Source organism: Microbacterium sp. SA156, from assembly GCF_049065455.1.
Taxonomy (GTDB): Bacteria; Actinomycetota; Actinomycetes; order Actinomycetales; family Microbacteriaceae; genus Microbacterium; species Microbacterium barkeri.
Map to the genome: position 1 here is coordinate 25,219 of NZ_JBAKGU010000012.1, position 12,858 is coordinate 38,076.

The 12,858-nt window shown below is 70.1% G+C and carries 10 protein-coding genes; 8 read left to right on the forward strand and 2 right to left on the reverse strand.

What is annotated here, in order from left to right; genetic code table 11:
* Positions 1-71: 71 nt before the first annotated feature.
* From ACOWU6_RS12070 to rpsT, 7 genes are all read left to right on the forward strand, one after another.
* On the forward strand, positions 72-2,876 hold the full coding sequence (locus ACOWU6_RS12070) for an ExeM/NucH family extracellular endonuclease (protein WP_421075834.1): 2,805 nt from the start codon (positions 72-74) through the stop codon (positions 2,874-2,876).
* Positions 2,877-3,117: 241 nt separating this feature from the next.
* On the forward strand, positions 3,118-4,101 hold the full coding sequence (locus ACOWU6_RS12075; RefSeq protein ID WP_271171911.1) for an ABC transporter permease: 984 nt from the start codon (positions 3,118-3,120) through the stop codon (positions 4,099-4,101).
* A 1-nt stretch (position 4,102) separates the two neighbouring features.
* Positions 4,103-5,047, forward strand: a complete 945-nt coding sequence (locus ACOWU6_RS12080; RefSeq protein ID WP_271171912.1) for an ABC transporter permease — start codon at positions 4,103-4,105, stop codon at positions 5,045-5,047.
* Complete coding sequence (locus ACOWU6_RS12085; RefSeq protein WP_271171913.1) at positions 5,044-6,969, forward strand: ABC transporter ATP-binding protein; 1,926 nt, start codon at positions 5,044-5,046, stop codon at positions 6,967-6,969. The genes ACOWU6_RS12080 and ACOWU6_RS12085 overlap by 4 nt, the downstream gene beginning before the upstream one ends.
* 173 nt (positions 6,970-7,142) lie before the next feature.
* Positions 7,143-8,870 carry an ABC transporter family substrate-binding protein gene (locus ACOWU6_RS12090; RefSeq protein WP_324014784.1) on the forward strand — a complete coding sequence of 576 codons (1,728 nt, stop codon included), beginning with the start codon at positions 7,143-7,145 and terminating at the stop codon, positions 8,868-8,870.
* A gap of 78 nt (positions 8,871-8,948) precedes the next feature.
* Entirely contained in the window at positions 8,949-9,683 is a 735-nt protein-coding gene (locus ACOWU6_RS12095) for an alpha/beta fold hydrolase (RefSeq protein WP_421075835.1), read from the forward strand.
* A 145-nt stretch (positions 9,684-9,828) separates the two neighbouring features.
* Positions 9,829-10,089, forward strand: coding sequence for a 30S ribosomal protein S20 (rpsT, locus tag ACOWU6_RS12100; protein WP_271171916.1), 261 nt, complete (start codon positions 9,829-9,831; stop codon positions 10,087-10,089).
* Between the two features lie 69 nt (positions 10,090-10,158).
* On the opposite strand, the gene holA is transcribed toward rpsT, so the two are convergent.
* On the reverse strand, positions 10,159-11,199 hold the full coding sequence (gene holA, locus ACOWU6_RS12105) for a DNA polymerase III subunit delta (protein ID WP_421075836.1): 1,041 nt from the start codon (positions 11,197-11,199) through the stop codon (positions 10,159-10,161).
* 46 nt (positions 11,200-11,245) lie between these two features.
* Positions 11,246-12,112, reverse strand: coding sequence for a transposase (locus ACOWU6_RS12110; protein WP_421075837.1), 867 nt, complete (start codon positions 12,110-12,112; stop codon positions 11,246-11,248).
* Between the two features lie 61 nt (positions 12,113-12,173).
* Here ACOWU6_RS12110 and ACOWU6_RS12115 point away from each other — a divergent pair, with 61 nt between their 5' ends.
* Positions 12,174-12,590, forward strand: coding sequence for a YccF domain-containing protein (locus ACOWU6_RS12115; RefSeq protein ID WP_271171919.1), 417 nt, complete (start codon positions 12,174-12,176; stop codon positions 12,588-12,590).
* Positions 12,591-12,858: the final 268 nt, after the last annotated feature.

Genomic DNA, 12,858 nt, shown 5'->3' on the forward strand with positions numbered 1-12,858 from the left:
CGACGACGATTGCCTGACATCCTCCCGTGCGGCGACCGCCGCGCCCTCCTGCACATCCGAAGGAGACCATCGTGCAGCAGTCCTCTCCCCCGCGCCGCACCCGGCGCCTGTGCGCCGCGGCAGCGACCGCATCGGTCGCGGCCGCGCTGCTCGCCCCCGTCGCGGCTCATGCCGCCGTCTCTCCCGGCGACGGCGTCCTCATCAACGAGGTGTACGGCGGCGGCGGCAACAGCGGCGCCGCATTCAGCCGCGACTTCGTCGAGATCGTGAACACGACCGACGCCCCGCAGAGCCTCGCCGGCTGGAGCGTCCAGTACGCCTCGGCGACGGGCGCGACGTGGCAGGTCACGCCGCTCGGCGATGTCGTGCTGCCGCCCGACGAGACGCTCGTGGTCGGGCAGGCCCACGGCTCGAACACCGCCCTCCCGGATGTGGAGGCGGATGTCGACGGCGGCATCGCGATGAGCGGATCCCAGGGCAAGGTGGCGCTCGTCTCGCAGGTGACGCCGCTGTCGGGCGCGACCGGCCTCGCGACGGCGGCGCCCGTCGTGGACTACGTGGGCTGGGGCGGCGCGACCGACTTCGCCGGCTCCGCAGCGCCCGCCACGACGAACGCGACGGCGATCGCCCGCACGGGAGGCGCGAACACGGCCGACAACGGCGCGGACTTCGTCACGGGTGCGCCCACGCCCGAGCCGCTCGGCGGCGACACGACGCCCACTCCCACTCCCACGCCCACTCCGACACCCGGGGAGCCCGTCGAGATCGCGGAGATCCAGGGCACCGGCGACGCCTCGCCCCTCGTCGGCCAGACGGTGACGACGACGGGCGTCGTCACGGCCCACTACCCGACGGGCGGGTTCGACGGATACGTCCTCCAGACCCCCGGCACCGGCGGCGAGCTCGATCCGGCCGCGCATGTCGCGTCGGACGCGATCTTCGTCTACTCGGCCGCCACCGTGGACGCGGTCGCGATCGGCGACACCGTGCGGGTCACCGGCGAGGTCAAGGAGCACTACGGCCTGACCGAGCTCGTCGTCGGCGCGGGAGGCGCCGAGATCGTCGCCGACGCCGCGCCGGTCGAGCCCGCCGTCGTGGGCTGGCCCGCGACCGACGCGGAGCGCGAGCGCCTGGAGTCGATGCTCGTCGCGCCCGCGGGCGAGTTCACCGTCTCCGACACCTACGCGACGAACACGTTCGGGGAGGTCGTGCTCGCCGCGGGCCCGGATCCCCTGCGCCAGCCGACCGACGTCGCGCGCCCCGGCTCGCCCGAGGCAGAGGCCGTCGCGGCCGACAACGCCGCGCGGCGCATCGCCCTCGACGATGGATCGACCGCGAGCTTCTCGCGCAACCGCGACCTCACGCCCGCGTACATCTCGCTCGTCGAGCCCATCCGGGTCGGTGCGTCCGTCACGTTCGCGGAGCCCCACATCGTCGACTTCCGCAACGACGCATGGAAGCTGAACCCCACGGAGCCGATCGTCGCCGACGGATCGGGTGTCGACGGCGTCGTGTTCGAGAACACCCGGACCGCCGCCCCCGAGCCGGTGGGCGGTGACGTGTCGGTGGCCTCGTTCAACGTCCTGAACTACTTCACGACCCTCGGGATCGAGGACCCGTCGTGCGTGCCGTACCGCGACCGCGCGGGCGACGGCGTCACGGTCGACGAGGGCTGCGATCAGCGCGGCGCGTGGGACGCGGAGGACTTCGGCCGCCAGGAGGCCCGCATCGTCGCCGCGATCGAGGGGCTCGACGCGAGCGTCGTCGGGCTCATGGAGATCGAGAACTCGGCGCGTCTGGGCGAGCCCGCCGATGAGGCGCTCGCCACGCTCGTCGCCGCACTGAACGAGGCCGCGGGCACCGAGAAGTGGGCGTTCGTGCCCTCGCCCGCGAACCTGCCCGACGCGAGCGAGCAGGACGTGATCACGTCGGCGATCATCTACCAGCCTGCCCTCGTCTCCCCGGTCGGCGCCTCCGCCGCGCTCGACACGAGCGACGACGAGATCGACGCGTTCCAGAACGCGCGCGAGCCCATCGCGCAGACCTTCGCGCCGGCCGCGGGCGGCGAGCCCTTCACGGTCGTCGTGAACCACTTCAAGTCGAAGGGGTCCGCAGGGCCGTGGCCTGGGGACGCGGACCAGGGCGACGGACAGGGCGCATCCACGCAGTCGCGCGTCTATCAGGCGCAGGCCCTCGCGGACTGGATGGCCGGCGACCCGACGGGAACGGGCGCCGAGGCCGCGCTGCTCGTGGGCGACTTCAACTCCTACACGCAGGAGGACCCGATGCAGGTGCTCTACGAGGCGGGCTACGTCGACGCCGAGAGCGCGTTCGGGTCGACCGAGAGCAGCTACGTGTACCAGGCGCTCTCGGGCTCCCTGGACCATGTGCTCCTCAACCCGGCGGCCGCCGAGCTCGCGACCGGTGCGGACATCTGGTCGATCAACAGCGGCGAGGCCGTCGCGCTCGAGTACAGCCGCTACAACAGCCACGGCACGCTCTTCTACGCGCCCGACGCCTACCGCTCGAGCGACCACGACCCGGTCATCGTCGGGCTCGATGCCGTCGCCGACGCCCCGGCGGCGGAGACCGTCACGACGCTGCGCACGACGCCTCCCGGTCAGGCGAAGAAGGGCGCGCCGAACCTGCTCACCGCCACCGTCCGGACGGTCGACGGCGCCGCGGCGACCGGCGAGGTCGAGTTCCTCATCGACGGCGCTTCCGCGGGTGCGGCTGTGCTCGACGGCGGCTCTGCCGTGCTCGAGGTGCCCTCCGACCTGGCCCGCGGCAACCACCGCGTCGTCGCCGTCTTCGCGCCGGATTCCGCGAGCATGCTTCCCTCGGAGAGCGGGGAGCGCACGCTCGTCCTGCGCTGACGCGACTGCGCAGGATGGCCAGGAGGGGCGGACCGCGGTCCGCCCCTCCTTGGCATTCTGCCCATCGTCCAGAAATCCCGACGCAACTTCCGCCAAGACCAGCACAGATCGATAACGCTTTTCGGCACGGTGCGCCCGGGATGGTCGACTTGAGTCAACCGGGGGTAGAGTCGACGCTCAACGTGTGCGATGACCGCGCCAGAAGCGCGCGATCGCAGTCCGAAGAAGGAAATCCACGACCTTGATCCGATACCTGCTCCGCCGCATCCTGGGGTGGCTGCTCATCATCGCCGTGGCGACGAACCTGACGTACTTCCTCGCGTGGCTCTACCTCGACCCGCGCAGCAACTACGTCGGCCGCCGCCCGCCGCTGTCCGAGCAGCAGATCGTCGCCCTGCTCGAGCCGCGCAACCTCAGCGACACCGTCCCGCTCGTCGAGAGGTGGTGGACCTGGCTCTCCGCGATCATCACGCGCTGGGACTGGGGCGTGAGCCCGACGGGCGGCTCGGTGAACGAGCAGGTCGCGTACCGGATGTGGATCTCCGCGGAGCTCGTGCTCGGTGCGACGATCCTCACCGCGGTCGTCGGCATCGCGATCGGCGTCTACACGGCATCCCGGCAGTACAAGCTCGCGGACCGGATCGGTCAGGCGACGTCGATCATCACGATGAACATCCCCGTGGTCGTCGCGGCGCTCGGCATCGTGCTCCTCGCGATCTCGATCAACCAGGCCGTCGGCACGCGCGTGTTCTACGTCACCGGCTCGGCGAGCCTCGGCGTCGAGGGCTTCTTCCCGATGCTCGTCGACGTCGTCCAGCACCTCACGCTGCCGACCCTCGGCCTCGTGCTGACCGGCTACGCGGGCTACCACTTCCTGCAGCGCTCCCTGCTGCTCGACAACATCAGCGCCGACTACGTCCGCACGGCGCGCGCGAAGGGCCTGACGAAGTCGCAGGCCATCCGCCGGCACGCGCTGCGGACGTCGCTCATCCCCGTGACGACGCAGGTCGCGTTCAATATCCCCGCCGCCTTCACGGGCGCGATCCTCACAGAGACGATCTTCGGCTGGAGCGGCATGGGGCAGTACTTCTCCCAGACGATCGCGACGAACGACATCCACGGGACCGTGGCGACGGCCGCGTTCGGCGCCTTCATGACCTTCATCGGCGCGATGCTCGCGGATGTCGCGGTCGTCGCCCTCGACCCTCGAGTGCGGGTGAGCTGACATGACGATGCAGACCGATATGCGCGACCCGCTCGAGCACGGCGACAACCCGCCGCCGAGCGAGACGGTGCTGACCGCAGGCCGCAGCAAGCCGATGCGGAAGTCCGCGCTCTACACGCGGCGCTTCATGCGCAACAAGCCCGCCGTGGGCGGCCTCGTGATCTTCGTGCTCCTCGCGCTGTTCGCGGTCGTCGGGCCGGTGTTCCAGCAGTACGACCACATCGAGCTCGACTTCCTGGCGCTGTCCGATCCGCCGAGCGCCGAGCACTGGTTCGGCACGAACAACTCGGGCAACGATCTCTACGCGATGGTCGTCGTCGGCCTCCAGCGCTCGCTGATGATCGCCGTGCTCGTGTCGATCGGCACGACGGTCATCTCGGCGCTCGTCGGCGCCACCGCGGCCTACTTCGGCGGCTGGTACGAGCGCGGGGCGCTCGCGGTCATCCACTTCCTCATGGCCGTGCCGACGTTCCTCATCATCGCGATGATCTCGAACGACTCGGGGGGCGACTGGAGGATGATCACGATCATCCTCATCCTGACGAACTGGTTCATCGCGGCCCGCACGATCTGGACGCTCTCCCTCTCGCTGCGCGAGCGCGAGTACATCCAGGCGGCCCGCTACATGGGCGTCAGCGGATTCCGCATCGTGCTGCGCCACATGATCCCGAACATCGGCTCGCTCCTCGTCATCAACTTCACCCTCGGCGTCGTGAGCGCCGTGATGCTCGAGACCGGCCTGTCGTTCCTCGGCTTCGGCGTGAAGCTCCCCGATGTCTCGCTCGGCTCCCTCATCGGAACCGGCTCGGGGATCATCACGAGCGCACCCTGGATGTTCTACTTCCCCGCCGGCGCCCTCACGCTGCTGACCGTCTCCATGGCGCTCGTCGCCGACGGACTGCGCGACGCCCTCGACCCGACTTCGGCGGCTGGAGGCCGCGCATGACCGAACCCGTTCTCTCCGTCCGCGACCTCCGGGTCAGCTTCGCCTCCGAGGCGGGCAGGGTCGACGCCGTGCGCGGCGTCTCCTTCGACCTCCTCCCCGGCCAGACCCTCGGCATCGTCGGCGAGTCCGGCTCGGGCAAGTCCGTGACCTCGCTCGCGATCATGGGCCTCCTCGCCGAGACCGCTCACGTCACCGGATCGATCGTCTTCCAGGGCGACGAGCTCATCGGCAAGACCGACAAGCAGATGTCCGCCATCCGCGGCAACGGCCTGGCGATGATCTTCCAGGACCCGCTCACGTCGCTCACGCCCGTCTACACCATCGGCGACCAGCTCGTCGAGGCGCTCGTCGTGCACAACGCGGGGATGGGCCGCAAGCGCGCGTGGGAGCGCGGCATCGAGCTCCTCACGCTCGTCGGGATCACCGACCCCGAGCGCCGCATGAAGGCCTTCCCCCACGAGTTCTCGGGCGGCATGCGCCAGCGCGTCGTCATCGCGATCGCCATGGCGAACAACCCGAAGCTCATCATCGCCGACGAGCCCACGACGGCTCTCGATGTGACGATCCAGGCGCAGATCCTCGATCTGATCCGCACGGCGCAGCGCGAGACCGGGGCCGCGGTCATCATGATCACCCACGACATGGGCGTCGTCGCGAACATCGCCGATGACGTGCTCGTCATGTACGCGGGCAAGCCGATCGAGCAGGCGTCGGCCGTCGACCTCTTCGACGACACGCGCATGCCGTACACGATCGGCCTCCTCGGCGCGATCCCGCGCGTCGACAAGAAGGAGAAGCAGCCGCTCGTCGCGATCAAGGGCAATCCGCCGCTGCTCATCGACCTGCCGGATGCGTGCCCCTTCGCCGACCGCTGCCCGATCGTGCTCGATGCCTGCCGCGTCGGCGAGCCCGAGCTTCTCCAGGTCAGCGGCGACGCGGACCACCGCGCCGCGTGCATCCGTGCCGACGAGATCCATGCGGGGCTGATCGGCGGTCGCCCCGTGTACCCCGTGCCGGTGATCCCCGAGAGCGACCTGGTGCGCACGCCCCGAGAGGAGCGCAAGACGGTCCTCGAGGTGTCGCACCTGTCGAAGACGTTCCCGATCCTCAAGGGCATCCTCAAGCGCAAGGTCGGCGAGGTGCAGGCCGTCAAGGACATCTCGTTCGACATCAAGGAGGGCGAGACCCTCGCGATCGTCGGCGAGTCGGGCTCGGGCAAGACCACGACGCTCCTCGAGATCATGGAGTTCGCGGCGCCCGAGGGCGGCGACATCCGGATCAACGGAACGAGCGTGCGCGAGCTCAAGGGGCGCCATCGTGAGCGCGCGGCCCGCCGCGACATCCAGATCGTCTTCCAGGACCCGATGGGCGCCCTCGACCCGCGCATGACGGTGTTCGACATCATCGCGGAGCCGCTGCAGACGATCGGCACCTCGAAGGAGCGCACGCACGAGCGCGTCGACGAGCTCATGGGGCTCGTCGGACTGAACCCCGCGCACAGCGATCGCTTCCCGCAGGCGTTCTCGGGCGGTCAGCGCCAGCGCATCGGCATCGCCCGCGCGCTCGCGACCGAGCCGAAGCTCGTCGTGCTCGATGAGCCGGTCTCGGCGCTCGACGTGTCGATCCAGGCCGGTGTGCTGAACCTGCTCGACGAGCTGAAGATGCGACTCGGCATCAGCTACCTGTTCGTCGCGCACGATCTCTCGGTGGTCCGGCACCTCGCCGACCGCGTGGCGGTCATGTACCGCGGCGACTTCGTCGAGTTCGGCGACGTCGACGACGTGTTCGACACCCCGCAGCACCCGTACACGCAGGCGCTGCTGTCGGCCATCCCGATCCCCGATCCGAAGGTGGAGCGCGGCCGGACGCGCGTCGAGCTCGACCACGATCTCCTCAGCCGCGGGCAGATGTCCACCGGCTGATCCATCGTGGGGTCACGGCGCGTCGTGCGAAGACGACGGCGCGCCGCGCCCCGCTCGGGACGAGACCCGCAGGTCACGGCTCGCTCACGTTCTCACAAGCGCGCGCGGCCCGCGGTTAGCCTCGATCTCATCTCTCCCATATCCCGACGCCTACAAGGCGCGAAAGGAGCACCATGAAGAAGCAGCAGAAGTGGATCGGGGCGGCGGCCGCAGCCGGCGCGCTCGCCCTCGTCCTCGCGGGCTGTGCCGGTGGCGGCAACGACGGCGGCAACGGCGGCGGGTCCGGCGGAGGCAACGAGGGCGCCACCGAGATCACCGGTGCCGACTACAACCCGCAGCCCCGCGAGAACCTCCAGCAGGGCGGCGAGGCGGTCTTCCCGATCACGGAGATCCCCGAGCAGCTGAACGCGAACCACTCGGACGGCTCGGTCGACACGGCGACGCTGTGGGAGTGGTACAACCCCCAGACGATCCTCATGACGCCCGAGGGCGAGGCGTACGCCAACCCCAACTACCTCACCGACTGGACGACCGAGGAGGTCGACGGCAAGACGGTCGTCACCTACACGATCAACCCCGACGCGGTCTGGAACGACGGCACCCCGATCACGTGGGAGGCCTACAACCAGACCTGGATCGCCAACCGCTCGCTCGACGAGGGCTACATCCCCAACTCGACCGACGGCTACTCGCTCATCGAGTCCGTCGAGCAGGGTGAGGACGAGCGCCAGGCGGTCGTGACCTTCAAGCAGGTCTATCCCTGGACGGACGGGCTCTTCTGGCACCTCGTCAACCCGGCGATCAACACGCCCGAGCTCTTCAACGAGGCGTACGTCAACCAGGTGCACCCCGAGTGGGGCGCGGGCCCGTACACGGTCGACGAGTTCGATGCGAACGGCGGCACGATCACGTTCGTCCCGAACGAGAACTGGTGGGGCGACGAGCCCCTCCTCGACAAGGTGACCTTCCGCGTGCTCGACGACACGGCCGAGATCAACGCGTTCCGCAATGGCGAGATCGACATGGCGCTGACCAACACCGAGGACCGCCTCGCTCAGGTCGCCGACATGGAGGGTGTCGTCACCTACCGCGCACAGCGGACCGCGACGAACCTCATCCAGATCAACGCGGAGCGCGAGCAGTTCGCCGACCTCGAGGTGCGCAAGGCGCTCTTCATGGCGATCGACCGCGAGCAGATCAAGGAGGTCGTCTGGAACGGTCTCGACTACACCGAGCCCGACGCGGGATCGCTGATGCTCTTCCCGTTCCAGGAGGGCTACACCGACGCGCTGACCGAGGCGGGCTGGGAGTACAACGTCGACGAGGCGAACGCGATCCTCGACGAGGCCGGCTGGGTCATGGGCGAGGACGGGGTGCGCGAGAAGGACGGCGTCCGGCTCGAGGGCGTGCTCCCGCTCTTCGGCGACGACCCGATCGTCGAGGCGCGCGGTCGCATCGTCCAGACGCAGCTCGCCGAGGTGGGCGCCGCGATCACTCCCGAGGTGCGTCCGTCGTCCGACTTCTCGAACGACCTCACGACGAAGAACTGGGACCTCGTCATGCTCGGCTTCTCGTCGAGCGACCCGTACGGCGTCGCGTACATGTGCCAGGTCTACTGCTCGGACAGCGGCCTCAACCTCTCGTCCACGAGCACGCCCGAGATCGACGAGCGCATCGCGAACGAGGTCTCGGCGTTGCCGACGGCGGAGGAGCAGACCGAGGCGGGCATGAAGCTCGAGGCCGAGATCATGGCCGAGACATGGGGCGTGTTCCCGCTCTACGCCGGCCCGCAGATCATGACGGTCAAGGAGGGCCTGGCGAACCTGACCCCCGAGACCTACACGGGCCTCGACCTCTTCGGCCTCCAGCCGGTGGAGAACGTGGGCTGGGAGAAGGAGTGATCCTCCCTCTCTGACCCGAAGGGGCCGGCGGCTTTCGAAGCCGTCGGCCCCTTCGCCTGTCCGGATACGATGGCGCGCATGAGCGGTGTCCAGGTCGTCCTCGTTCACGGCATCCGGACATCCGCCACCATGTGGCGCACGCAGGTCCTCCATCTGCAGCGACGCGGCGTCGACGTGCACGCGCTGGACCTGCCCGGCCACGGCTCGCGCATGGACGAGGAATGGTCGCTCGAGGAGGCCTTCGCGACGCTGGATCGCGCTCTCCGGTCGGCCGGCGAGGCGGGCCCGGTCCTGCTCGTCGGGCATTCCATGGGCGGCATCCTCTCGACGGCGTATCTCGCGCGAGACGACGCCGCTCCCGTCGCCGCCTTCGTCGCCGTGGGCGCGACCGCGCTCCCCCGCGGCGCCGGGCTCGCGCTGTACCGGATGCTCCTGCGCGGCATGCAGCGGATGCCCGGCAACGGCATGTGGCTCGTGCAGCGGATCCTCCGCGCGACGCTCCCCGAGGAGACGCGAACCGACCTCGGCGCGGGCGGCTATGCCCTCCGCTCCGAGGACGCGGCCCTCGCGAGCCTCGCGACCCTGGACATCCGCACCGCGCTCACGCGTCTGACGATGCCCGTGTGGTTCGTCAACGGCGAATGGGATCAGCTCCGCCTGCACGAGCGACTGTTCACGCGGCTCGTGCCCCACGCGGAGCTCATCGTCGTCCCGCGGTCGACGCACCTCGTGACGACGATGCGCCCCGCGGCATTCTCGGCCGTGCTGGATCTCGCGATCGCGGTCGTCGAGAGCACGGCCGCGCAGGCATGACCTGGTAGCATTGACCCTTGGCTTGCGTGTGGGGCCACCCACACAGCCGTACGACGCCCCTCTCTCGTCACGCGGCAACTGAAGAAGCACACTCGGATGGCCGTCAGACGACCATCCGAATCACTCCGAACGAAAGTCATTCGACGTGGCAAACATCAAGTCGCAGATCAAGCGCATCAAGACCAACGAGAAGGCGCGCGAGCGCAACAAGGCCGTCAAGAGCGAGCTGAAGTCGCTCGTCCGCAAGACGCGCGAGGCTATCGCGGCCGGCGACAAGGCCGCCGCCGAGGCCGCCCTCGCCAAGGCGTCGAAGAAGCTCGACAAGGCCGTGAGCAAGGGCGTCATCCACAAGAACCAGGCCGCGAACCGCAAGTCGGGCATCGCGAAGCAGGTCTCGTCGCTCTGAGCCGCGTGCATGTCGAAGGCCCGTCCCGCATCAGCGGGACGGGCCTTCTGCTGTACGCGGCGTCCTGCCTCAGCGCCCGAACGGAGCGCGCGTCGCCACGACCGTGACCATCCGCTCGAGGGCGAAGACGGGGTCGCGCGACGCGCCCTTGACCTCGGCATCGGCCCGCGCGATCGCCTGGATGGCCAGCGCGAGCGCGCGGTCGTTCCAGCCCGACTGGAGATCGCGGCGCGCGCGGTCGACCTGCCAGTCCTTCATCCCGAGCCGGTTCGCGAGCTGCCGCGACGGCTCGCGCGAGCCCGCGACGCGCGCCATCGTGCGCACCTTCATGGCGAACGCGGCGACGAGCGGCACGGGATCCGCCCCTGAGTCGAGGGCGTGCCGCAGCGCGACGAGCGCCTCACCGTAGCGTCCGGCGATCGCGGTGTCGGCGACCGTGAAGGCGTTCGTCTCGACGCGTCCGCCGTAGTAGCGCGACACGACGTCCTCGGTGATGTCGCCCTCGACGTCCGAGATGAGCTGCTGGCACGCGGCCGCGAGCTCGGCGAGCTCGCCCGTGAACGCCTGCGTGAGCGCCTGAAGGGCCTTCGGGGCGATGCGCCGTTCGGCGGCCTTGAACTCCCCCGCCGCGAAGTCGAACCGGTCGGCGTCGCGCTTGACGGCCGGGCACGGAACCTCGACCCCGCCCCCGACGCCCGAGCGGATGGCGTCGAGCAGCTTCTTTCCGCGGACGGTCGCGCCGTTGTGGCGCAGGATGAGCGTCGCGCCCTCCTGCGGCGCCTCGATGTAGGCGAGCGCCTCGGTGAGGAACGCGTCGCTGCACTTCTCGACGCCGGACACCCGCACGAGGCGCGGCTCGCCGAAGAGCGAGGGCGAGGTGACCGCGAGCAGCATGCCGGACGTGTAGTCGGACGCGACGATGTCGGTGATCTCGAGTGACGGATCCTCTGCCTTGAGGTAGTCGCGCACACCCGCGATCGCGCGCTCGGCACAGACCTCCTCGGGCCCGGACACGAGCACGATCGGCGCGGGCTCCGGACGCCGCCACGGCAGCTGCGGGATGGCCGCCTTCGTCGCCTTCGCGGGGGTCTTGCGGGGTGCAGCGGCCATTCATCCAGCCTACCGGCGCGTGCCGACACCGACCCGGGAGCGACCGCTACTCGGGGAGGTCAGCACGGGCCGCGTCGACCGCGGCCTGAGCCACTGCGTCGCGCTTCTCGGCGTCCGCCACCTGGGCGTCGAGGTCGTCGATCCGCTCGAGCACCTCGGCCAGATCCCGCTCGGCCGCTGCGAGATCGCGGCGCAGCTTCTCCACGCGCTCCTCGAGCGCGTCTGCCTTCGCGTGCGCGCGCTCGCGTCGCTCGGTGACCTCGGCGAGCGAGCGAGCCGACGCCGCGGCATCCTTCTCGGCCGCACGGACGGCCCGCTCGGCCTTCGCCCGCGCGACGGCGGCGCTCTCCTTCGCGGAGCGCGGCGGGTCCTTCCGCGGCGGCGAGACGGGCGCATCCGCTGCCCCACCCGCGATCGCTCCCTCGAGGTCGACGGAGAACCCACCCGAGGCCTCGAGCGGTCGCGTCAGCCGTCCCGACGCGACGGCGGCCGCAGCATCCGCGTCGAACACCGCGGCGTTGAGCGTCTCGCGCACGGCCTCGACCGTGCTCGGTGAGAGCCGCTCCCCGCGCGCCTCCGCCAGCTGCGCCACGAGCGCCGTCAGCTTCTCGACGACGCTCCGGCGCTCCCGTCCGAGCTCCGCGAGCCGGCGGGCGTCCAGAGCCGATTGCGCGTCGCGGAGCGCTGAAGCCACCTCGAGAAGCCGATCGAGCTCCGCGCGCCGCTCCTGAGCGAGCACGTTCACGGCCCATGCAGCCAGAACGGGCTTGCGCAGCGCCTTCACCTCGGACGCGAGCGCCCGGTCGTCGATCTGCTTCGCCCGGGCCGCGCGCGCGGAGACGAAATCCCGCGGCGGGACGACCGAGAGCTCGGCCGCGATCGCGTTCAGGGTCGCGTCGGAGTCCGCGGGCATGGAGCCATTGTGCCGGACGCCGGATGGCCGCGGCCGGGTGCTGCTCTGCGATGATGGGGCCATGGCCCTGCTTCGCGTGATCCTCAACGTCATCTGGCTCGTGCTCGCGGGCCTGCCGCTCGCGATCGGCTACTTCCTCGCGGGCATCCTCTGCTGCATCCTCATCGTCACCATCCCGTGGGGCATCGCCTCGTTCCGCATCGCCAACTACGTGCTGTGGCCGTTCGGGCGCACGGTCATCGATCGCCCCACGGCCGGTGTGGCGTCGACGATCGGCAACGTGATCTGGATCCTCGTCGCGGGCATCTGGCTCGTCATCGGGCACATCCTGAGCGCCGCTGCGCTCGCCGTGACGATCATCGGCATCCCGCTCGCGATCGCGGAGATCAAGATCATCCCGGTGACGCTCACGCCTCTCGGCAAGCGCATCGTGCCGAGCGACCAGGCCTTCGCGACGCTCGGCTCGATGCGGATCTGAGCGAGCGACGAGACCTGGCACTGCGCCCTGCGAGCCGACGTGGAACCGCGCACCCAGCCCACGACGCCGCGGTCATCGGCCGCCAGGGCCATCCGTGTGTCGGCCCTTCTCCTGTCGGCCATCGCCGTTGTCGCCGCGGGCGTCACCCTGTACTCGTGGATCGTGAACGAGGAGCACTTCGCCCGCCCAAGCGCGGCCTTCGACGCGCTCGAAGACCGGATCGGTTCACTGCCGGGCGTCGTCGCCGTCGAGAAGGAGCGCTGGGTCG